At 52.9% G+C, this 19,992-nt stretch carries 21 protein-coding genes, 3 tRNA genes and 2 pseudogenes; 15 read left to right on the top strand and 11 right to left on the bottom strand.

Going from position 1 to position 19,992, the window contains the following annotated elements:
• A pseudogene (locus HA41_RS20830) lies at window positions 1-124 on the top strand (EamA family transporter); the annotation flags it as partial.
• On the opposite strand, the gene rutG reads toward HA41_RS20830, so the two are convergent.
• Genes rutG through rutA form a run of 6 tightly spaced genes read right to left on the bottom strand, consistent with a single transcriptional unit; the run spans window position 125 to window position 5,087 of the window.
• The gene (rutG, locus tag HA41_RS17485) at window positions 125-1,453 is read right to left on the bottom strand and encodes a pyrimidine utilization transport protein G (protein WP_094121830.1); all 1,329 of its coding nucleotides are present in this window, start codon (window positions 1,451-1,453) and stop codon (window positions 125-127) included.
• A 54-nt stretch (window positions 1,454-1,507) separates the two neighbouring features.
• Window positions 1,508-2,023: an NADH-dependent FMN reductase RutF gene (gene rutF, locus HA41_RS17480; RefSeq protein WP_094121829.1), complete on the bottom strand. Its 516-nt coding sequence runs from the start codon at window positions 2,021-2,023 to the stop codon at window positions 1,508-1,510.
• A gap of 21 nt (window positions 2,024-2,044) precedes the next feature.
• The gene (rutD, locus tag HA41_RS17475; RefSeq protein ID WP_094121828.1) at window positions 2,045-2,854 is read right to left on the bottom strand and encodes a pyrimidine utilization protein D; all 810 of its coding nucleotides are present in this window, start codon (window positions 2,852-2,854) and stop codon (window positions 2,045-2,047) included.
• Window positions 2,854-3,249 (bottom strand): pyrimidine utilization protein C, encoded by a 396-nt coding sequence (rutC, locus tag HA41_RS17470; RefSeq protein WP_094121827.1) that lies wholly within the window; start codon window positions 3,247-3,249, stop codon window positions 2,854-2,856. Before rutC ends, rutD begins: the two co-directional genes overlap by 1 nt.
• Window positions 3,250-3,273: 24 nt before the next feature.
• Window positions 3,274-3,996, bottom strand: coding sequence for a pyrimidine utilization protein B (rutB, locus tag HA41_RS17465; RefSeq protein ID WP_094121826.1), 723 nt, complete (start codon window positions 3,994-3,996; stop codon window positions 3,274-3,276).
• Window positions 3,996-5,087 (bottom strand): pyrimidine utilization protein A, encoded by a 1,092-nt coding sequence (gene rutA, locus HA41_RS17460; RefSeq protein ID WP_094121825.1) that lies wholly within the window; start codon window positions 5,085-5,087, stop codon window positions 3,996-3,998. Before rutA ends, rutB begins: the two co-directional genes overlap by 1 nt.
• Window positions 5,088-5,392: 305 nt before the next feature.
• On the opposite strand from rutA, the gene rutR reads away from it, so the two are divergent.
• Together rutR and HA41_RS17450 are read left to right on the top strand one after the other, a co-directional pair.
• Window positions 5,393-6,028, top strand: coding sequence for an HTH-type transcriptional regulator RutR (gene rutR / locus HA41_RS17455; RefSeq protein WP_094121824.1), 636 nt, complete (start codon window positions 5,393-5,395; stop codon window positions 6,026-6,028).
• A 37-nt stretch (window positions 6,029-6,065) separates the two neighbouring features.
• On the top strand, window positions 6,066-7,040 hold the full coding sequence (locus HA41_RS17450; protein ID WP_094121823.1) for a metal-dependent hydrolase: 975 nt from the start codon (window positions 6,066-6,068) through the stop codon (window positions 7,038-7,040).
• 44 nt (window positions 7,041-7,084) lie between these two features.
• Here the strand turns inward: HA41_RS17450 and cycA are convergent, their stop codons facing one another.
• Window positions 7,085-8,479 (bottom strand): D-serine/D-alanine/glycine transporter, encoded by a 1,395-nt coding sequence (gene cycA, locus HA41_RS17445; RefSeq protein ID WP_094121822.1) that lies wholly within the window; start codon window positions 8,477-8,479, stop codon window positions 7,085-7,087.
• A 286-nt stretch (window positions 8,480-8,765) separates the two neighbouring features.
• On the opposite strand from cycA, the gene HA41_RS17440 reads away from it, so the two are divergent.
• Entirely contained in the window at window positions 8,766-9,461 is a 696-nt protein-coding gene (locus tag HA41_RS17440; protein ID WP_094121821.1) for an extensin-like domain-containing protein, read from the top strand.
• A 1-nt stretch (window position 9,462) separates the two neighbouring features.
• On the opposite strand, the gene HA41_RS21480 is transcribed toward HA41_RS17440, so the two are convergent.
• Together HA41_RS21480 and HA41_RS17435 are read right to left on the bottom strand one after the other, a co-directional pair.
• On the bottom strand, window positions 9,463-9,645 hold the full coding sequence (locus tag HA41_RS21480; RefSeq protein ID WP_244175145.1) for a DUF4396 domain-containing protein: 183 nt from the start codon (window positions 9,643-9,645) through the stop codon (window positions 9,463-9,465).
• Window positions 9,645-10,136 (bottom strand): hypothetical protein, encoded by a 492-nt coding sequence (locus tag HA41_RS17435; RefSeq protein WP_244175144.1) that lies wholly within the window; start codon window positions 10,134-10,136, stop codon window positions 9,645-9,647. Before HA41_RS17435 ends, HA41_RS21480 begins: the two co-directional genes overlap by 1 nt.
• Before the next feature lie 547 nt (window positions 10,137-10,683).
• Here HA41_RS17435 and HA41_RS17430 point away from each other — a divergent pair.
• Entirely contained in the window at window positions 10,684-11,406 is a 723-nt protein-coding gene (locus HA41_RS17430) for an autoinducer binding domain-containing protein (RefSeq protein WP_094121820.1), read from the top strand.
• Window positions 11,407-11,528: 122 nt separating this feature from the next.
• Window positions 11,529-12,140, top strand: a complete 612-nt coding sequence (locus HA41_RS17425; RefSeq protein ID WP_094121819.1) for an acyl-homoserine-lactone synthase — start codon at window positions 11,529-11,531, stop codon at window positions 12,138-12,140.
• Between the two features lie 32 nt (window positions 12,141-12,172).
• Here the strand turns inward: HA41_RS17425 and HA41_RS17420 are convergent, their stop codons facing one another.
• Window positions 12,173-12,397: a DUF2594 family protein gene (locus tag HA41_RS17420; RefSeq protein ID WP_094121818.1), complete on the bottom strand. Its 225-nt coding sequence runs from the start codon at window positions 12,395-12,397 to the stop codon at window positions 12,173-12,175.
• A gap of 430 nt (window positions 12,398-12,827) precedes the next feature.
• On the opposite strand from HA41_RS17420, the gene uvrY reads away from it, so the two are divergent.
• From uvrY to HA41_RS17390, 6 genes are all read left to right on the top strand, one after another.
• Window positions 12,828-13,487 (top strand): UvrY/SirA/GacA family response regulator transcription factor, encoded by a 660-nt coding sequence (gene uvrY / locus HA41_RS17415; RefSeq protein WP_094121817.1) that lies wholly within the window; start codon window positions 12,828-12,830, stop codon window positions 13,485-13,487.
• Window positions 13,480-15,312 (top strand): excinuclease ABC subunit UvrC, encoded by a 1,833-nt coding sequence (gene uvrC, locus HA41_RS17410; protein ID WP_094121816.1) that lies wholly within the window; start codon window positions 13,480-13,482, stop codon window positions 15,310-15,312. The genes uvrY and uvrC overlap by 8 nt, the downstream gene beginning before the upstream one ends.
• A gap of 68 nt (window positions 15,313-15,380) precedes the next feature.
• Entirely contained in the window at window positions 15,381-15,929 is a 549-nt protein-coding gene (gene pgsA, locus HA41_RS17405; RefSeq protein ID WP_031376084.1) for a CDP-diacylglycerol--glycerol-3-phosphate 3-phosphatidyltransferase, read from the top strand.
• 152 nt (window positions 15,930-16,081) lie between these two features.
• Window positions 16,082-16,157 (top strand) — tRNA-Gly (locus HA41_RS17400).
• Window positions 16,158-16,197: 40 nt separating this feature from the next.
• Window positions 16,198-16,271 (top strand) — tRNA-Cys (locus tag HA41_RS17395).
• Window positions 16,272-16,281: 10 nt separating this feature from the next.
• Window positions 16,282-16,368 (top strand) — tRNA-Leu (locus HA41_RS17390).
• Window positions 16,369-16,448: 80 nt separating this feature from the next.
• Here the strand turns inward: HA41_RS17390 and HA41_RS17385 are convergent.
• Entirely contained in the window at window positions 16,449-16,712 is a 264-nt protein-coding gene (locus HA41_RS17385; RefSeq protein ID WP_094121815.1) for a hypothetical protein, read from the bottom strand.
• Between the two features lie 491 nt (window positions 16,713-17,203).
• Between HA41_RS17385 and HA41_RS17375 the strand changes: the two genes are divergently transcribed.
• The 3 genes and pseudogenes from HA41_RS17375 to HA41_RS21215 form a co-directional block, all read left to right on the top strand.
• Window positions 17,204-17,575, top strand: coding sequence for a hypothetical protein (locus tag HA41_RS17375; protein ID WP_143807359.1), 372 nt, complete (start codon window positions 17,204-17,206; stop codon window positions 17,573-17,575).
• 80 nt (window positions 17,576-17,655) lie between these two features.
• Window positions 17,656-17,955, top strand: coding sequence for a hypothetical protein (locus tag HA41_RS17370; RefSeq protein WP_094121812.1), 300 nt, complete (start codon window positions 17,656-17,658; stop codon window positions 17,953-17,955).
• Between the two features lie 1,806 nt (window positions 17,956-19,761).
• A pseudogene (locus HA41_RS21215) lies at window positions 19,762-19,992 on the top strand (hypothetical protein); the annotation flags it as partial.

The raw sequence follows: 19,992 nt of genomic DNA, 5'->3' as shown, positions 1-19,992 counted from the left end.
GGGCGAGCGCTTGCCCGCGCTGGCGCTGCTGGGCGGGGCATTGATTGTCTGTGGGGTGATCGTCAGTGAGCTACGGCTGAAACGGAAGAAAGCGGTGCAGCCAGCGACCACACCGCAGGAATAGCTAACCCTGCTGACGCGCCAGCGGCTTATCCGATAGCGACGCGCCGCGTCGGCGCAGTATCGCATTGAGGATAATGGCGCCGAAGGTGGCGGTGCCGATACCGCCGAGAGTGAATGTGCCTATCTTCAATGCAAAGTCACCGGCACCCAGCACCAGCGTGGTGGCCACCATTATCAGGTTACTGTTCTGGCTGAAATCAACGTGATTTTGTACCCAGATGCGTGCGCCTGCCACCGCAATCAGCCCAAACACCACAATCGATGCGCCGCCAATCACCGGCGCCGGAATGGTATGGATCAGCGCACCAAACTTCGGCGAAAAACCGGCCAGAATCGCAATGATCGCCGCCGCAACAAATGCCAGCGTTGAGTAGACTTTGGTCACCGCCATTACCCCGATATTTTCCGCATAGGTGGTGACGCCGCTGCCGCCGACCGAGCCGGAGAGCATCGTCGCCAGACCGTCACCGACAAACGCGCGTCCCATATACGGATCAAGGTTACGCCCGGTCATGCCCGCCACCGCTTTCAGATGACCGAGATTTTCCGCCACCAGAATGATCGCCACCGGCGCGATCATCACGATCGCCTGCAGATCAAAGCGGGGAGCGGTGGTGTGAGGCAGGCCAAACCAGGGTGCCTGCGCCAGCAGAGTAAAGTCGACCGGTTTGCCCAGCCCCAGTCCGTTGGTCAGCAGCGCATAGAGCGCCCAGGCCACTATCAGGCCAATCAGGATCAGCAGGCGCTGTATCATGCCGTGGGTAAACACCGCCACCACGCCAATACAGAGCACTGTCATTACCGCCACCCAGCTGTCAAAAGCGGAGCCGGATACGCCATGCACCGCGATCGGGGCCAGGTTCAGCCCGATAGCCATCACCACTGCGCCTGTCACCACCGGCGGCATCAGGTTTTCAATCCAGCGGGTACCGGATTTCATCACCACCAGCCCGATCAGGGTATAGATCAGGCCACAGGCGATCACGCCGCCCAGCGCCACGCTGAGATTGGGGTTCAGCCCCTGGCCGCTGAAGCCGGTCACGGCAATCACCACGCCAACAAACGCGGCACTGGAGCCAAGATAGCTTGGCACCCGACCGCCGGTAATGAAAAAGAACAGCAGGGTGCCGATGCCCGACACCAGAATCGCCAGGTTAGGATCCAGCCCCATCAGCAACGGCATCAGCACCGTTGCGCCAAACATCGCTACCGCATGTTGCAAACCGAGAACCAGCGTTTGCCCCATCGGCAGCGTTTCATCCGGTGCGATAATGCCGTTTTCACTCAGTGCCGACTTCTTCTGCCATTGCGGAAACCAGGAACGTGCCATCGTATACTCCAGAAAGTGATGAATGCCGGGACCAGACCTGCGACAGCAGGGGGATTAACAGGCTTCCTGCCGCATAAGGGGATGATAGCTGCGGTCAAACCACGCCAGTCCGTGCGTATCATCGTTGCGTACCAGCGCCAGAACCTCACAGAACAGGATGTCGTGCGTTCCGACGCTGACAATCTGACTGATCCGGCAGTCAAACGAGGCGACGGCACCGCTCAGCACCGGCGAACCGGTCACCGCCGTTGACCATTCGGCCGCAATAAAGCGCTCGGCCATCGGTGTTTTGCCGCCGAACAGGTTAGACAAAGTTTCATGGCCCGCCGCCAGGGTATTAACGCAGAGCTGCCGGTTTTCAGCGAAGACAGGCCACACCGAGGCAGACCGGTTGAGGCAGACCAGCAGCGTGGGCGGCGAGTCCGTGACGCTGCAGACGGCGGAAGCGGTAAAGCCTGCACGTCCGGCAGGACCTTCAGTAGTGATGATGTTGACCGCCGCGCCAAGCCGCGACATGGCGTTACGAAATTCAGTTTTCTCTACCACGGGGGCAAGGTGATTCGGGTTCATCGCGATCTCCGCAAAAAAGGGTTATCCGGTCACGCGCGCCAGCGGCTGCACGTCATCGGTATCATCCAGCCACTGCACCAGCAGGGCATTAAAGTGATCGGCATCGGTAACGCTCATCGCGTGGCCACCCCATGACATGACCTGCTGCGAGGTGTTCGGCAGCGCCGCCGCCAGCTGCGTGGAACAGCTCCACGGTACCAGCAGATCATCCTGACTGCAGATCACCAGCACCGGCTGGGGGATCGCCGCAGCGCGGGCGCTAAAATCTGCGCTTATCAGCGCATGCAGGCGTCGTATAAGGTTCTCCATCCCCTGGAAATGGTCGATGTGATGACTCTCTTCCTGCTCCAGCTGCGTCTGATGCTGCGCCATCCATTCAGCCGGATAGAGAAACAGCGGCTGGGCGCGCACAAAGGCTTCCACGCCAACGTTGAGCAACAGATCCTGGCGCACCTGAAAGCAGCGGCGGGTATGAGGATGGAGCGTCAGCCAGCCATTGATTACCACGATCCGCTCAACCCGCTCCGGATAGTCCAGCGCCAGCTGCATGCCCACCAGCCCGCCCAACGCATGGCCGATCAGGCTGAACCGCAGAATGCCCTGCTGCGCCAGTGCGGCGGCCAGTTCCGCCGCCATCATCGCCATACTGTATCCTTCCGGCAGGGTATCGGCGCTACGGCCGGTACCGCGCTGATCGTAGAGCACCACCCGATAGCGCGCGGTCAGGGCCGCAAGCTGCGGCTGCCAGAAGCCCGCCACACCGCCCAGACCGGAAGAGAGCACCAGCGTCGGGGCATCCGGTGACTGCAGGCCAACAATATCCAGCTGCATCAGGCCTCCTGTTTGCCGATGTGCGCCACGCTGGCGATCTCAATCAGCGCATCAGGTTTCACCAGCCCACACTGAATACAGAAACGCGCCGGTTTATCGCTGGGAAAATAGTCGGCGTAAACCTGGTTCACCGCCGCGTAATTTGCCCAGTCGGTGATGAATATCGAGTTGAACGTGACATCCGCCATATTGCCACCAGCGGTTTCAATCACCTTTTTAATGGTTTCCAGCACATGACGGGTTTGCGCGGCGGCATCGCCAACGTGCACCACGTTATTATCAGCATCGAATGGCAGCGTACCCGAAACGTAAACCACGCCGTCGGCCAGCGTACCGGGCACGAAAGGGGCGATAGGGGTAGTGGTACCCGGCGGAATAATGACGCTTTTTGGCATAACAACTTCTCCTTTACGCGATTCTTAACGGGCATCTGCGGGTTTCAGACTCTCGCAGAAGGTGGCGACGTCTGACACCCAGCCAAAAAAGGTTTCGATATTGAACAACGCCGCCTGCTGCGCAAAAGGCGGGCCGGCCTGATAGGTCGCGTCCTCCAGTACCACGCCGAAGTACTCCAGGAAAAATCCGTCACGCAGTGTCGATTCGACACAGACGTTCGTCGCAATGCCGGTGAAGATCAGATGACGGATACCCCGGCTGCGCAGCATGCTGTCGAGTGGCGTGTTGAAGAAACCGCTGTAGCGCGGTTTTGGCAGCACGATGTCGCCCGGCTGCGGCACCAGCTGATCCACCAGCGCATAATCCCAGCTGCCTTTTGACAGCAGCGTGCCGTGCAGCTCCGGACGTTTTCGCATGGTTTTCAGGGCATTCGACTTGTGGAAATTGGGTGAACCGGCATCGCCTGCCTCGACGTAATCTGCATCCCAGCCGTTCTGAAACCAGATAATCTGGATACCCGCAGCGCGTGCGGCCGTCACCGCTTCGGCGATTTTTGCAATCACCGGCTGAGTAGCGGAGACATCAAAACCGGCCAGATCCAGATAGCCGCCTGGAGTGGCGTAGGCATTTTGCATATCCACCACGATCAGCGCGCTCTGGCTGGGTGGAAAGGCAATCGGTTCGGGACGCGCGGGTAACTCTATCTGCGGTACGTCAGGGGTATACGCGCAATAAACCGTATTCATCACGCTACCTCCTGTTGCGCATCCAGCAGGGCGCTGCGGCACTGCATCAGCGGCTGGATATGCTGTCCAAAATCCTCAATGCCCTGCAGAAAATCATCAAACGTCAACAGAACGCCGTGCGTGCCATCAACCTGCGCCACCTCATCCAGCATCCGCGCCACGCTGGCATAGGAGCCGACCAGCGTGCCCATATTGATGTTGACCGCTGAAGTCGGATCGGCCATCTGGCGCACGTTGGTGTCGCTGCCCGATTTGGTGTCCTGCTGGCTTTGGGTTGTCAGCCATGAAAGCGCCTCTTCATCGGCACCGGCTTTGTAGTGTTCCCACCGGGCGCGCGCTTCTTCATCGCTGTCGGCGGCGATAATCATAAACAGCACATAGGAACCGACATCGCGTCCGGCTTTTTCTGCCGCCTGCTTCATCCGCACAGAGGTGGCGCTGAATGCGGTAGGGGTATTCACGCCTTTACCAAAGCAGAAGTTGTAATCGGCGTGCTGGGCGGAAAAGGCCATGCCGGCATCACTCTGGCCAGCACAGATCACCTTCATCGGCCGCTGAGGTTGCGGGCTGACGCGACAATCATTCATGGTGAAGAAATCACCCTTAAAGTCAGATTTGCCGGTACCCCACAAATCACGCAGCACGGTAACGTATTCAGTCAGATAGGCATAGCGGCTGCCAAAGTATTCATCGCCCGGCCAGAGTCCCATCTGCTCATATTCGGGCTTCTGCCAGCCGGTGACCAGATTGACGCCAAACCGGCCATTGGAGATCGAATCAATGGTCGCCGCCATGCGCGCCACGATCGCCGGTGGCAGGGTCAGCGTGGCCGCCGTTGCGTAAATCTCAATGCGCGAGGTGACAGCCGCCAGGCCCGCCATCAGGGTGAAAGACTCCAGGTTATGATCCCAGAATTCAGTCTTACCGCCGAAGCCGCGCAGTTTGATCATCGACAGCGCAAAGTCGAAATGGTAATGCTCCGCTTTCTGCACGATCGCTTTGTTCAGTTCAAAGGTCGGTTTGTACTGTGGTGCATGAGATGAAATCAGCCAGCCATTGTTACCAATCGGAATAAAGACGCCTATCTTCATGTGAAACCTCTTTGCGATGGGGGAAAGCATTTCACGCGCGGCACTGCTTCCTGCTTCATCCCTGAGGGGCTGCGCTCAGTCACAATTCTGCAAACTGTGTGCCACATTTTTAATGCATTAAATAACAATGAGTTAAAATTAACCCGAAAGAGGTAACCGGAGCAGATGGTCCGTTTCGGACCGTTTGGTCAAAATTCGCTGCACATTTTCCATGCAGGCTGGGCAAAAAAGGTGCAGGTGGCGGATTGGGCAGGGCAGAAGCACTTTGCTATGATGCGCTGACACAAGAGGGAAGAGGTAACCGTGTGAAAACCGATGAAAAAAAGCCAACGCGTCGTTCGCGTGCCGTTGCCGCGAAGCGCGCTGCCATTCTGGAGGCGGCCTTAACGTTCTTCTCCCAGTTTGGCATTCATGGGACCAGCCTCGATAAGGTGGCGGAGCGGGCTGACGTCTCCAAGACCAATCTGCTCTACTATTTTCCCTCCAAAGAAGCACTGTATGTGGCGGTACTGAAACAGATTCTGGATGTCTGGCTGGCACCGCTGCGGGCGCTGGCACACGATCAGGACCCGCTGGTGGCGATCCGCCGCTATATACGCCTCAAGCTGGAAGTGTCACGCGATCATCCGCAGGCCTCGCGGCTGTTTTGCCTGGAGATGTTGCAAGGTGCGCCACTGTTGAAAGGCGAACTGGCGGGCGATCTGAAACAGCTGGTGGATGATAAAGCGTCGATTATCGAACGCTGGATTGACGAAGGCCGGCTGGCAGGCGTACAGCCGCAACATCTGATCTTTATGCTATGGGCAACGACCCAGCACTACGCCGATTTTGCCAGTCAGGTTGAGGCGATCACCGGCCAGACGCTGAACGACCCCGAATTTTTTGATCAGGCAGTCAATAATGTGCAGCGCATGATTATTGAAGGGATTCGGGTGCGTTGAATGGCGAGACATTCACGCTTCGCGACGGAGTAAAGAGATGGATTCTGTTTCGCAATTAGTACTGGGCGCCACGGTCAGCGTGGCGGTGATGGGACGACGGGTACCGATCTGGCAGGCTGCGCTGGTCGGCGGCGTCAGCGGCACCTTACCCGATCTTGATGTGTTTCTTGATCATGGCGATGCCATTCGCAATATGACGCTGCATCGTACCGAGAGCCATGCGCTGCTCTATCTCACGCTGGTTTCGCCGCTGATTGCCTGGCTGGTGGCGGATCTGTTCCGTCCGCGAGTAAAATGGCCAGCCTGGTGGCCCGCCATCTGGCTGGCGCTGATTACCCATCCGCTGCTCGATTTAATGACGGTGTATGGCACCCAGCTTGGCCTGCCACTGACCGACTACCCCTACGCGATCGGCAGCATTTATATTGTCGATCCGCTCTATACGCTACCGCTGCTGATCGGCCTGGGCGTGGCGCTCTGGCGGCGTGGCGACGTCGGATTACGCGGCAACCGGCTCGGGTTGATGCTAAGTACGCTTTATCTGGTGTGGAGCGTGGCGATTCAGAGTGTGGCGGGACTGCAGATTAAGCAGGCGCTGGTCCGGCAGGGGATCCCGACCGATCAGATACTGGTCACGCCGACCGCATTCAATACTCTGGTGTGGCGCAGCGTGGTGATGACGCCGGACCGCTACGGGGAAGTTTACTGGTCACTGCTGTCGCCCCGGCGTCCGCTGCAGGTGGTGTGGCGTCCGCGTCATCCCGAACTGTTCGATGCGCTACGCGGTGACTGGTATGCCGAGCGGGTCGCCTGGTTCAGTCACGGTTTTTATGCGATGGCCGAAAAGAATGGGCAGGTCACCATTGCGGATTTGAGGATGGGAGAAGGCGACACTTTCACCTTTACCTTTGGTCTGGGCACCCCGCAACAGCCCGATCCCCAGCCACAGCGGCTGCCTTCTGATCGGCCTGATTTACGGACGATATTTCAGACACTGGTCGAACGGCTATAAAAAAGCCCGGTCACTGACCGGGCTTTTTGTTATTCAACAGGCGCTTAGCGAGCCTGGCGACGACGCAACAACCAGCCCATCGTCAGCAGGGCAAACCACAGCGGTGTCACCATCAGTGCCTGACGCGTATCTTCCTGCAGGGTCAACAGCACCAGCACAAACGCGAAGAATGCCATGCAGACCCAGCACATGAACTTGCCCATTGGCATCTTAAAGCCGGACTGCGCGTGACGCTCTGGATACTTTTTACGATAGGCCAGATAGCTGCACAGGATGATGGTCCAGACGAACATGAACAGAATGGCGGAAACGGTAGTCACCAGGGTAAATACCCTCATCACATCCGGGATCAGGTAAATCAGTGCCACACCCGCCAGCAGGCACAGGCAGGAGAAAAACAGTCCGGTGGTGGGAACGGCGCGGGCAGAAAGACGGCCAAAGGCGCGGCTGGCGACACCCTGCTGCGACAGGCCATACAGCATACGGCTGGTGGAGAAGATGCCGCTGTTGGCAGAGGAAGCCGCCGAGGTCAGCACCACAAAATTGACGATACTGGCGGCAGCGGGCAGACCAATCAGCACGAACATCTCAACAAACGGGCTGCGATCGGCCATCACCTGGGTCCACGGCGTAACAGCCATGATCACCATCAGCGCCAGCACGTAGAACATGATCACCCGCAGCGGAATGGCGTTAATCGCGCGCGGCAGCACTTTGTGCGGATCGTGGGTTTCAGCTGCTGCGGTGCCGACCAGTTCAATCCCGACGAAGGCAAACACCGCTATCTGGAAGCCGGCAAAAAAGCCGCTCAGCCCTTTAGGGAACATCCCGCCATGATCCCAGATATTGCTCAGCGAGGCGGTACCGCCGCCAGGTGAAGGATAATGCATTGATACCAGCACAATGCCGGTAATGATCAGCGCCACAATCGCCACGATTTTAATAATCGCGAACCAGAACTCCATCTCGCCAAACAGTTTGACCGTCGCAATATTGAGCGTCAGAAAAACCACTACGCACAGCAGGGCGCTCATCCAGATCGAGAAGCCCGGAAACCACAGCTGGAAGTAGGCGCTGATGGCCACCACATCGGCAATGCCGGTCACCACCCAGCAAAACCAGTAGGTCCAGCCGGTGAAATAGCCGGCCCAGGGCCCCAGCAGATCCGCCGCGAAATCACTGAATGATTTGTATTCGAGATTGGAGAGCAGCAGTTCGCCCATCGCCCGCATCACGAAGAACAGCATAAAACCGATGATCATATAGACAAAAATGATCGAGGGTCCGGCCAGGCTAATGGTTTTACCGGAACCCATAAACAGACCGGTACCAATAGCGCCGCCGATAGCGATAAGTTGAATGTGACGATTATGCAGGCTACGCCGAAGCTTATCCGTGCCTTCCTGCGCAAGTGGCGTGTCTTTAGTTTGATCAACCATAGAATTGTCTTTCCTTTCTTGATGTTGTGTCAGCTCTGCTGGCTGTTATGACATGAGGCTGCCCGAGGGCAAGTCGGCATAAGATAGTGGAAGACGTGTTAAAGCCGGTAACGGTTTTTGATCAATTGTGACCATTGCCGCTTAATCAGACAGCAGCAATGTCGTGCGCTGATTAATTCTGCGTCAGGCTGGGTAAGTTTTCATCACGTTGTGTCAGACAGAGGGCGCGACGGGGATTGTGCTTCTACACTTTTTGTTTGTTATTCATCATGCTGCGAGAGGGAATATGCGCACGCTTATCCTGTTTTTGCTGTTGATTGTGCTGGGATGGGTCAGTTTACCCTGGTTAAAACAGCATCTGCCGCCGCAGTTTAATCCCTTTATCCCGCTGTCGGTTACCGACCCGCCAGGCTGGATGACACAGCTCAAGATGAAACGGCTGGCGGGCAATCCGGCGGCCTGCCTGGACGTAATGCGGCGCGCACAGCTGGCGGGCTGGGTCAGCTTCAGCGAACGGCCGCCAGTGCGTGGCAACTGCCCGATTGCCGATCCGCTGCGCATCCGGGCTTTTGGCCCGGTCAGCCTGAGCAGCAGCTTCCTGGCCAGCTGTCCGATGGCGGTAGCCAGCACCATGTATGTGTTACACAGCCGTGAGCAGGTGCTGCAGCAAATGCAGAGTCCGCTGGTCCGTATTACCCATGTTGGCAGCTACGCCTGCCGCAATATTTACCATCGGGCAGAGGGGCGGTTAAGTGAACATGCCACGGCTGACGCCTGGGATGTCACCGGTTTTCAGCTGGCCAACGGTCAGCGGATTGATGTCAGCCGCCACTGGCAACAGCCAGCCGATAAAGCTGCCCTGCTACATACGCTTTGGCGTGGTGGCTGCCAGGTATTTGGTAACTCGCTGGGACCCGATTATAACGCCGCACATGCGACTCACTTTCATCTGGGCATGCGCGGCGCTGGCTATTGCCGATAAATCATAAAACCGGATTAATACCGCGCTTAATCATGAAATGGTTGGCTGGCCAGGAAAAAACAAAGCCAGTGAGCATCGCTAATTGCAGCATGAACCAGAAAATGCTCAGGGACGGATTAATTTGCTGGTGCAGAACAAATTTCAGTGCCAGTGACATAAAGAGAAAAATGCCGGCCTGATAGATCAGCAGTGGAAATGCGCTGCGTTTAAATGCCAGCGACAGCTTCTGCCAGAATGATTTTTTTCATGTCGCGCCAGCGTGAAAAAATGGAACAGCAGCAGGAGCAGTAAAGATATCAGCAACGAAATCGCTGCCTGATGCCAGATCAAAAGCGTTATTTTAAAGTAGTTCAGTAGCGTGATTATTGGTAAGGTTATCGTCTCCGCTAAAATACAGGCACTGGCTGACAGAGCCGTGGCGATAAATAGGGTTTGCCAGCCCGTGTGACGGGGTGATTTTTGTCGAATCAGCAACGCTGCTTTTAGCTGATGGCGGGGAATGCGTCCAAGATACCACCATGCCAGCCAGCCAATAAACGGCAGATAAAGGCCGGTCAGCGGCCAGACCAGGTTCATCAGAGACGCAGGCTGACGATAGAGTAAAATATCCTTGATAATCATCAGCGCGGTGCATGCGCCTGAGACCAGAAAAAGTAAAGCCCACTGATTTAACATCGTATGCTCCCGTGGCGTGTTAATCCATCACCTGTTGAATCGTGCGGGCCACGGGCCGCTTTCGTCTTGTCAGAGCGGACACAGCACCGGTTGCCGCAGACTAAGCGTAGTCTCAACCCAAAAAGAGTGAAATGAATGGTTATTTCCCGCTGAAAAATATGTTGCGACGGGATATCTACCGCTTCGCTTATTAAAATGGTTATTAATTCGCAGTTTATACATAAATTGCTGACGCTCGGGGAATTGATTTTCAGGTGTGCAGAGGCCATTTTCATTTTGATGAAAAAACGGACTGAAACAGAATGATTGAAATTCTATCAGAAAAATCTTATTCTTCGTCTTTGGTCGGAAGTTGCTTCGGACGACCTCATATTAGTGGGGGACGGGGATTATGGCGGAGCCTGACGTTCGAGGAATTAAATGCCATGTTTATTGCAGCGATGCCTGTTTGTACAATCAATTAATTTACTCCTGATAATTTATTTTTTATCTGAATAACCAAAATGAAAAATAATGCGCAGATGCGTAAAAATAATGCCGAGGCAATATGAGTACCGAAAATTATTTCGTCTGGCGGCGTGAGACGGAAGAAAAATTTCAGGCATTAACGCTTTCATCTGAACTGAAGACGTTATTGCAACAATTTACTGAAGCATTGGGTTTCGACTATTTTGCTTTTCTGATTCAGCATCCGGTGCCTTTTAGCCGGCCGCGTATTCATTTGCACAGCACCTATCCCGCTTACTGGGTTAAGCATTATGAAGCGAACAATTATTACGCGGTCGATCCGGTGCTGGAACGCTGTCAGCGGCCGGGCAAGGGAATGGTGTGGGCAAGCGAGTTGTTCACTGAGGCCGGTAACCTGTGGTCTGAGGCGCGCGAGCACGGCTTACAGAGCGGTTTTTCTTGCTCTGCGATGGCACCAAATCGCGTCATTGGTATATTATCTATATCATCGCAACAGCCGCTTCCTATTGACGAGCGCCGCATTGAACTGGAAGTCAAACTACACTTTTTGGCGGAGCTAAGCTTAGATACGCTGGAACGCTTTAGCGATGATGCCATGATGGTACTAAAAAAAGAGTTTAGTCAGCGCGAGCTGGAAATTTTGAAATGGACTGCCGAAGGAAAAACGGCGGTAGAAATTTCACTTATTTTATCCATCTCTGAACATACCGTTAACTTTCACCAGAAAAATATGCAAAAGCGTTTCAATGTTTCCAATAAAACTCAGATTGCCTGTTATGCAGCGGCGATCGGGCTGATTTAGAGAAAAGGCAACTACTAAATTTGGTAGTTCCCTCGTCCAGGTCAGTTGTCTACCCTGCGCCAGAGCTTTGCCAGGCTGGCGCAAAGAAATCATTGCAAACATGGGGATGTCAGAGGCGCATGATGAAAATAGTTCAAACGCAATTAAAGGATATGCCATCCTCTTTGCTCGCCGAACTTGGCAGCTACCGGTATAGCGTATTTGCGCGCGGCGAGGGATGGTCGATTCCTCCCCGTCTTAGCACGCCGGGACAGGAATATGATCGTTACGATCGTTCAGATGTGACCTGGCTAATCGCCTGGAATGCGCGTAATGGGATCAGCGGCTGCGCGCGATTAATGCCGTGGTTCGAACCTGAACAAAGTGAAGGTATTGTGTTGCCCTTCAGCCATGAGAAGGTGTGGGAGATGTCGCGCTTCTCGGCACGGCTGGAAGTGGACCCTGAATTGCCATTGAACATTCTCTGGCACGCGGTGCAGCTGGCAGAGCTGAATGGCATGGAGTACATCATCAGTTCAGCCACACCAATGCTCGAGAAGATGTTTGAGCAGCACCAGGTGGTGTATGAACCGCTGACGCCGGGATTAATTCTGTCAGAGGATAATCTGTTCGCGATTCGCATTCCGGTGGTGCAGCCGGCATTGGCGGAGAAGTATCGCGGCACCCGGCGTTTTAGTCCGGAAGAGGTACTGCCGTCGCTGGGTGTGTCGGTTAACTGGCAGTCGCACAGCTAAATATTTTGCCCCCGCAGCTGGGGGCAAAATACTTACTGGCGGTAGGCCGCTTTGATCTGCTTAATGGTGTTGCTGAACACTTCTGCCTGTGGCTTGTCGCCAAGCGTCTGCACGTAGCGTTCCATATTGATAATGACTTTTCCGGCATCCGCCTGACCCATACCTTTCAGAATCAGCGTGATCATCATTTTCAGACCCGCTATTTCATCCGATAATTTGCGCGCTTCCTGCGAAGTGGCAAAATCTTCATCGCTCATGATTTTCTCCTTGGTGAATAACAACGTGTCGGCAATCAAGTCCGTACAGCAGTGCGTGAGTATACCACAGGGCCGTTAAGTTGCTGATGCAGCCGGTTCGCTTCCGCCAGAAAAGGCAATCAATCCAGCCGGGCTTATTAATCGCGGAAAGTTATCATAGGCGTCTGTCGCGGCCGTTCAGCGCAACGCACAGGGCGCGGACGTTTCTGAGTTAATAATTTAAATCATTGAAAATAAAAAATTTAACTTTATATGTCTGGCGAGGTTAATGCCCGACTGGAACGCCGGTCCGGAAAACAAATGCCGCCGTTTTGAACCCGGCATCCCACCTACAGTTTTGCTTTGTTGATGTGCTTTTGAGGTAAAAGCAGGTATGATTACCGCCTGAAATCGTTAATCGCTTCCTCTTATAGCCTCTGGAGTTTTCCCGTTGATCAGTGTGCTTCTTGTTGATGACCATGAACTGGTCCGTGCTGGTATCCGCCGCATCCTGGAGGATGTCAAAGGTCTGGTAGTGGCTGGAGAAGTTAACTGTGGCGAGGATGCGGCAAAGTGGTGTCGCGCCAATCAGGTTGATGTGGTGTTGATGGATATGAATATGCCAGGTATCGGCGGACTTGAGGCGACACGAAAAATTGTGCGCTACAACCCTGATATCAAAATCATTATGCTGACTATTCATACCGAGAATCCGCTGCCTGCCAAAGTGATGCAGGCGGGCGCCGCAGGTTATCTCAGTAAAGGAGCCGCGCCACAGGAAGTGATTAATGCGATCCGTTCGGTTAATGCCGGACAGCGCTACATCGCATCGGACATTGCGCAGCAGATGGCGCTGAGTCAGATTGAGCCACAGAAAGCCGAATCACCTTTCAGCTGTTTGTCGGAAAGGGAATTGCAGATTATGCTGATGATCACCAAAGGACAAAAGGTGACGGAAATTTCCGAGCAGTTGAATCTCAGTCCTAAAACCGTTAACAGCTACCGTTATCGGATGTTCAGTAAGCTGAATATCAGTGGTGACGTAGAGTTAACGCATCTGGCCATTCGACATGGCCTCTATAATGCGGAGCCGTTAATCAGTAGTGAGTGACGTTTTTAACCCCAAAGCCTTTCTGAGTACGGTGACCAGCAAGCCTGGTGTCTACCGCATGTATGACGCCGCAGGCAACGTCATCTATGTTGGCAAAGCCAAAGATCTGAAAAAGCGTCTGACCAGCTATTTTCGCACTCAGGTCGGCAGTCGCAAGACCGAAGCGCTGGTGAGCAATATCCAGCACATCGATGTCACCGTAACCCACACCGAAACCGAAGCGCTGCTGCTTGAGCATAACTACATCAAGCTCTACCAGCCGCGCTACAACGTACTGCTGCGCGATGATAAATCCTATCCCTACATCTTCCTGAGCGCGGATACGCATCCACGCCTGGCGATGCACCGTGGCGCGAAACATGCCAAAGGGGAGTACTTTGGTCCGTTTCCCAACGGCTATGCGGTGCGTGAAACCTTAGCGCTGCTGCAAAAGGTGTTCCCGATCCGCCAGTGTGAAAACAGCGTCTATCGCAACCGGTCACGTCCCTGTCTGCAATATCAGATTGGCCGTTGCCTTGGGCCGTGCGTTGCCGGTCTGGTGAGCGAAGAGGAGTACGCGCAGCAAACCGATTATGTGCGGCTGTTCCTGGCGGGCAAAGATGACCAGGTGCTGAATCTGCTGGTGAAGCGGATGGAAGAGGCGAGCGTCGGGCTTCGATTTGAAGAAGCGGCGCGCCTGCGCGATCAGATTCAGGCGGTACGCCGAATTACCGAGAAGCAGTTTGTCTCTAATCAGGGCGATGATCTGGACGTGATGGGCGTGGCCTATGAGGCGGGTATGGCCTGTCTGCATGTGCTGTTTATTCGTCAGGGCAAAGTGTTAGGCAGCCGCAGCTACTTCCCGAAAGTGCCGGCCGATACCGATCTGGCCGAAGTGGTGCAAACCTTTGTCGGACAGTTCTATCTGCAGGGCAGTGAAGCGCGCACTTTACCGGGCGATATCCTGCTCGACTTTACGCTGCCGGAACGCGAACTACTGGCCGACTCGCTGAGTGAACTGGCCGGTCGTCGGGTCTCCATTCAGAGCAAACCGCGCGGTGACCGTGCCCGGTATCTGAAACTGGCGCGGACCAACGCCGCAACCGCGTTAACCACCCGACTGTCGCAGCACTCAACCATTCATCAGCGTCTGGCGGCACTGGCTGAGTTTCTTGAACTCGACAAAATTACGCGCATGGAGTGTTTCGACATCAGTCACACCATGGGCGAACAGACAATCGCCTCCTGCGTGGTGTTTGATCAGAACGGTCCGCTGCGTGCCGATTACCGCCGCTATAACATCAGCGGCATTACGCCGGGCGATGACTATGCGGCAATGAATCAGGTGCTGCGCCGGCGTTATGGCAAAGCCATTGAAGAAGATAAAATTCCGGATGTGATCCTTATCGATGGCGGGAAAGGGCAGCTGGCCCAGGCAAAACAGGTTTTTGCCGAGCTGGATGTGCCCTGGGATAAATCCCACCCGATTTTACTGGGTGTAGCCAAAGGCAGCGATCGTAAAGCCGGTCTGGAAACGCTGTTTTTCGAAGCGGAAGGCGAGGGGGTATCGCTGCCGCCGGATGCGCCTGCGCTGCATGTGATCCAGCATATTCGTGACGACGCTCACAATCATGCAATTTCGGGCCACCGCAAAAAACGGGCTAAGGTTAAGAACACCAGTGCGCTGGAAAGCATTGAAGGGGTAGGGCCGAAACGGCGTCAGCAGCTGCTCAAGTATATGGGGGGCCTGCAACCGCTGTTGAATGCATCGGTGGAGGAGATCGCCAATGTACCGGGTATCTCACACGCGCTGGCAGAAAAAATATACTACTCGTTGAAACACTAGCATTGAAACGGGGGGGGCAATGTAGGAACATACGTTAAATTCTACCCATTCCAGACAGTTACCGGCATATGCAATTTAACATTCCGACGTGTCTCACCCTGTTCCGAGTCGTCCTCATCCCGTTCTTTGTGCTGGCTTTCTATCTGCCGTTTCACTGGGCGCCGCTGGCCACCGCTTTGATCTTCATTTTCGCCGCCGTCACCGACTGGTTTGACGGCTTTCTGGCGCGCCGCTGGAAACAGACTACGCGCTTTGGTGCCTTTCTTGACCCGGTGGCGGATAAAGTCATGGTGGCTATGGCGCTGGTGCTGGTGGCGGAATATTTCCACGCCTGGTGGATTACGCTGCCCGCCGCTACCATGATCGCCCGCGAGATTATCATCTCCGCGTTGCGTGAGTGGATGGCTGAGATTGGCAAACGCAGCAGTGTGTCAGTTTCATGGATTGGTAAAGTGAAAACCACTGCCCAGATGCTGTCGTTGTTTGCCCTGCTGTGGCGTCCTGACAGCACCGTGGTCGGGATTGGCGTGGTGGCGTTATACATTGCTGCGGTACTGACGTTCTGGTCGATGTTCCAGTACCTGAGCGCTGCACGCGGCGATCTGCTCGAACCGTGATCGATGCGATTTAAAAAGCAGCAAACAGACACACAGTGAGGATAATTTTATTGACTCATTGCGTCAGGTCAGTAGAATGCATCGCATCGAACGGCAGCCAGTCTGCCAGAAGATAAATGAAATCAGCAAGTTCGATGCAGTTGCTGAAAAATGCGGGAATAGCTCAGTTGGTAGAGCACGACCTTGCCAAGGTCGGGGTCGCGAGTTCGAGTCTCGTTTCCCGCTCCAGATTCGCAGGTCAGGTTAACCTGACGGCACATCAGTTTAAGGCGCGTTGGCAGAGTGGCTATGCAGCGGATTGCAAATCCGTGTACCTCGGTTCGACTCCGGGACGCGCCTCCAGTTACACCCTGCCCGGGTGGTGAAATCGGTAGACACAAGGGATTTAAAATCCCTCGGCTGTAAGGCTGTGCGGGTTCAAGTCCCGCCCCGGGCACCATATTGAAACCGAATAAAAAAAGCAGTAAGCCATGTCGTCAGCCACCTCAATAGGTGGTTTTTTTGTGCCTGTCATCCGTTTCAGAACATCCCTCCCGCTACATTCACAAAAAGTCTCTCACCAAACCCACTGAAAGAAACCGGACGTATGCAGATCTCCCCCACATTAATGATGAAATCGATGTAACCTTCGCTAGTCTCCAGATTTGCAAAGCAATGCTTCATGAGCTGGCGCGTCAGTTCAGGAAGTATTTTCTGGTGATATGGATTTAGTAACTGGCGGGTGATAACACTAATCATCTCTGGAAACGCGGTGTCAGTCTGCTGGTCAGTGGAATGCGTCATTATAAAGGGCCCCGACTTCTTCTGCGGCTTAAAAAACTAATGGAAAGCACGGGTTTTGCACGGCGGCCTGTCATCGTCCCACCTTACTTAGCCAATACTTGTGCTGCAGGTTGTTGATTACCCGCCTGAACTAACGGAGAATCGGCAGCAACCCTGCACAGACTAAATGATTCACTTAGTCAGTAAAATAGATTTATGTAGCGACATGGATGGTTTTCTATCTCGGGAAAAGGCACTAAACTCTGGCAAGGATGAAAAAAGACCAAATTAATAGTCACGTGAGATAACATAAAGAAGTAAAAGAACAGCTGGGTCTCAATAAGCGATAGCAGCGTAATAGCTGGCTTCTCACTCTCACTTTTCATTGCTGATAAATAAAAAATCAGCATTGATTTTCTTTCCTGACTAATTTCACCTTAAGACACTGGCTTCAGCCTTATAATATCAGCATTTTGTAATCCATTCAAAATCATACTCACAACAAGCACAATATGGACCAATTACTATTTATCCCTCACATCGACGGATACTATAATCCATCCCACCACAATAATGAGTGGCCAAAAAATTCAACAAAAAAGGAAAAGATGATGAAAGAGCTTAACCAATATGAAATTAAATGTGTTTCTGGTGCAGGTTGGCAGGAAGTGTTTGAAGGTGCGATAATTGGCGCCACTACCTATGCTTTTATTGGTGGTAAATGGGCTATGGCATCAGGTATCACAACCTTTGGTGTTGCACAACTTGTAGGTACCGTCATGGGCATTGCGATTGGTGGAATCGGTGGGGCACTCTATGGCATAACCCATACCTCTGAGCAGGTTGAAAACTTTTTTAATAACGTAATGGATTACGCTGGTTAAGCAGCCGGTAATATAGAAGAGTATCAGGCCTGATACATCTCTAGCACTGGTGCTCTTTTCTTTTATATAAAGAAGATATTATGAGAAATCTAAATAACCATGAATTGCATATCGTGGCTGGCGGCGCGCCAACGGCCACAGAAGTTGAATTATTTGGCGAGGCCGTATTGAATGGTGCCGTCATTGGTGCAACTACGCTCGCGTTTAGCTTTGGTAAATGGGCAGGTTTTGCCGGTCCCTTGACTTTTGGACTGGCGCAGCTTGCAGGCGTCATTGCAGGGCTAACCGTTGGTGCGATAGGGGGAGCCATCTATGGTGCGTCGCACACACCAGCAGAATCTGAAGCTTTTTTCCTTGATATCGTGAAAGCTCTGGGATAAATATTCGTTTCGTTATTCATATTACTAACAACACATTACTTCAATAGATATAATAAATGATAAATAATGTGTAAATACCAGAGTAATTACCCACCAAATTTATCAATACTGTTTTCTTGTTCAATTTCGCTATAAAACGATAAGACACTGCCTTCTTTAAAAGAATCATTTATCAAACTAATTATAAACCCTGCAGCAAACCGGACCAGTACTCTGTGTGCTGGTTCGCAAGCGTTCGCACAATGGATTTAAAAAATCTCAACATCTTTATTTTATTTCATCTACCTGCCCTTATATCCCCTGAAAAGTAGCCTGTTAAACCATAATGTATTCAGATATTGATACTTCACATAAACCAGCGATATCACAATGCTGAATTCGATCTATTGTCTACTCCAGGATGCAGTTTTCAGTGGCGAAACTGATAACGATGAGACGAAAACCGGAAAGAAGGCGCGATTATTCATTACTCTTTGCGGATTGCTTCCAGCGTCTGAGCCTCAGGACGGCCATAATGTCGTGCAGCAAAGCATCTGGCGTCATCATGACGGACCCGTCTGAAACACAATTCTGCTAACACGATCAAAAGCTACCTGTAGCAGGGGTGGCCAGTGGGGAAGATAATGACAAGTCGGCATAGGGAACGATGTTTTCGGGTGCGAACGATTAACGTGGATGATGATACAAGGGCGAACAAAAGCGGCATTTTACCGGGGGCCGGGTGGCAACACGGATAGCGTGGCTCCCTATTTTTATCGGGCAGATAAGCACCAGAACGATACTCCCGGAGTGCCAGGGAATAGCCAGACATCCGAGCCGGGGAAAACGGCGTTACCGACCCAGTGAACAGACTCCTATCCTGGTGCCAAAAGGCCGAATCTCGTCTATGGCGCAGCGCCTCATTGGCGCGCGAGCCGTATCTCCCTATCCGATGCTTGCGCCTCGTAAAGCCGATGATGCAGCAAAAGACGCGGAAGATCTGCAGGCAGATACAGAGAAAAGAAGCGTGTACGAGAACTCAGAACGAATATTTATCATTAGCAGGGTTGAAAGAGTAGAATAATTACAATGATTTAGGTTGTATTTTGATTCTTAAACAGACTGTTTGCTACTAAGATGAATAACAGATTCAGGCACGACAAGAAACCATAAAAGCGGGTCTGATATCGTACGCTCATTGCTTGTCCTAAGTCAAAATATGCACCTGGAAGCAGGTTTAAAGTTCGCTCGTTAATTTTAGGCTCAAAAAAAGTCTGACTTTCTTCACAGAGAACTTAAAGATAAATGTCGTTCGTTGATAGTTATGGAAAAAAAGCGCCAGATGAATCTGCTGTAACACAGGAAAACTTAAAAAGATCCCTGGTCGATTTTTAAAAGGGCATTACTTACCTTGTTTATCACTTTGTTATCGGGTTGTGCTGATAGTCATGGTGAAAACTCTGCAGATTGGACTATGCTTGCTGTTTCAGGCCTGTGTATCAGTACAGGCGGTCAAATGATAGCTAGTCAGTGTGTACTTCCACAAGCCGCACCTAAACCCGTGAACAAAATTTGTAATCTATCCATAATGGGTGGATTGACCTGCACACCTTTTAATCAGAGTATTCATTAATTGAAAAAACAATTATTGCCACACTGCTTATTTCTGTTGTTTCCGTACCTGTTCAGGCTGCTTACAATCCTAACGAAGCTCAAGCTGCTACTGCTCAAATTAATCAGGGTTTACAACAAAGTCAGGCCCCGGATACGGGTACACAAACAGCCGGAAAAAATAACATTATTGGGGGGATTTCGCGTATTGAAGCAATGACAGGTGGTAAATATGATGCAGCGGCTTCTGCGTCTTCTAATCAGCCCGCTACCTCATCACCTTCTGCTGATACTGCTGCCAGTGCTCATCCTGATTATTCAGGTGAGGCTGCAAAAGCATACAATGCAGCTTTGACTGCGGCTAAATATGCCTCCGCCAATTCGGCTCAGCCCGCTGCTGACACATCTGCTACCGCTCATCCTGATTATTCAGGTGAGGCTGCAAGA

Source organism: Pantoea conspicua, from assembly GCF_002095315.1.
Classification (GTDB): Bacteria; Pseudomonadota; Gammaproteobacteria; order Enterobacterales; family Enterobacteriaceae; genus Pantoea; species Pantoea conspicua.
This window is presented reverse-complemented; position numbering and strand designations above follow the sequence as displayed.

Coding starts and splice junctions, on each gene's coding strand:
- rutG (WP_094121830.1), bottom strand. CDS start 1,453: ATGGCACGTTCCTGGTTTCCGCAATGGCAGAAGAAGTCGGCACTGAGT.
- rutF (WP_094121829.1), bottom strand. CDS start 2,023: ATGAACCCGAATCACCTTGCCCCCGTGGTAGAGAAAACTGAATTTCGT.
- rutD (WP_094121828.1), bottom strand. CDS start 2,854: ATGCAGCTGGATATTGTTGGCCTGCAGTCACCGGATGCCCCGACGCTG.
- rutC (WP_094121827.1), bottom strand. CDS start 3,249: ATGCCAAAAAGCGTCATTATTCCGCCGGGTACCACTACCCCTATCGCC.
- rutB (WP_094121826.1), bottom strand. CDS start 3,996: ATGAATACGGTTTATTGCGCGTATACCCCTGACGTACCGCAGATAGAG.
- rutA (WP_094121825.1), bottom strand. CDS start 5,087: ATGAAGATAGGCGTCTTTATTCCGATTGGTAACAATGGCTGGCTGATT.
- HA41_RS17450 (WP_094121823.1), top strand. CDS start 6,066: ATGGATTCTGTTTCGCAATTAGTACTGGGCGCCACGGTCAGCGTGGCG.
- cycA (WP_094121822.1), bottom strand. CDS start 8,479: ATGGTTGATCAAACTAAAGACACGCCACTTGCGCAGGAAGGCACGGAT.
- HA41_RS17440 (WP_094121821.1), top strand. CDS start 8,766: ATGCGCACGCTTATCCTGTTTTTGCTGTTGATTGTGCTGGGATGGGTC.
- HA41_RS17435 (WP_244175144.1), bottom strand. CDS start 10,136: ATGTTAAATCAGTGGGCTTTACTTTTTCTGGTCTCAGGCGCATGCACC.
- HA41_RS17430 (WP_094121820.1), top strand. CDS start 10,684: ATGAGTACCGAAAATTATTTCGTCTGGCGGCGTGAGACGGAAGAAAAA.
- HA41_RS17425 (WP_094121819.1), top strand. CDS start 11,529: ATGAAAATAGTTCAAACGCAATTAAAGGATATGCCATCCTCTTTGCTC.
- HA41_RS17420 (WP_094121818.1), bottom strand. CDS start 12,397: ATGAGCGATGAAGATTTTGCCACTTCGCAGGAAGCGCGCAAATTATCG.
- pgsA (WP_031376084.1), top strand. CDS start 15,381: ATGCAATTTAACATTCCGACGTGTCTCACCCTGTTCCGAGTCGTCCTC.
- HA41_RS17385 (WP_094121815.1), bottom strand. CDS start 16,712: ATGACGCATTCCACTGACCAGCAGACTGACACCGCGTTTCCAGAGATG.
- HA41_RS17375 (WP_143807359.1), top strand. CDS start 17,204: ATGGACCAATTACTATTTATCCCTCACATCGACGGATACTATAATCCA.
- HA41_RS17370 (WP_094121812.1), top strand. CDS start 17,656: ATGAGAAATCTAAATAACCATGAATTGCATATCGTGGCTGGCGGCGCG.